1 protein-coding gene is annotated in these 449 nt (G+C 68.6%); it reads left to right on the top strand.

Annotated elements, in window-relative coordinates; translation table 11 throughout:
• A partial coding sequence (locus tag ACODSY_RS26030; RefSeq protein WP_488954812.1) for an aminotransferase class I/II-fold pyridoxal phosphate-dependent enzyme occupies window positions 1-449 on the top strand: 449 nt, incomplete at both ends.

Genomic DNA, 449 nt, shown 5'->3' with positions numbered 1-449 from the left:
GCCGACGAAGTGATCTGCGACGCCATCCGCAGCTGGGCCGACGGCTTCATCTTCACCACCTCGCTGCCGCCGGCGTTGGCCGCGGGCGCGGTGGCCTCGATCCGCTACCTCAAGGCCCACGACGAGGTGCGCCAGGCCCACCAGGAGCGCGCCGCCGCGCTGAAGGCCAAGTTCCGCAAGGCCGGCCTGCCGGTGATGCCCTCCGTCAGCCACATCGTGCCGCTGATGGTCGGCGACCCCGTCCACTGCAAGATGATCTCGGACATCCTGCTCGAAGAGCACGGCGTCTACGTCCAGCCGATCAACTTCCCCACCGTGCCGCGCGGCACCGAGCGCCTGCGCTTCACGCCCAGCCCCGCCCACGACGACCGCATGATGGACGAACTCGTCGAGACCCTCGAAAAGCTCTGGGTCCACTGCAACGTCAAACGCATCGGCGGATACGCCGC

The sequence above is a fragment of the Phenylobacterium sp. FG114 genome, assembly GCF_057809855.1.
This window is presented reverse-complemented; position numbering and strand designations above follow the sequence as displayed.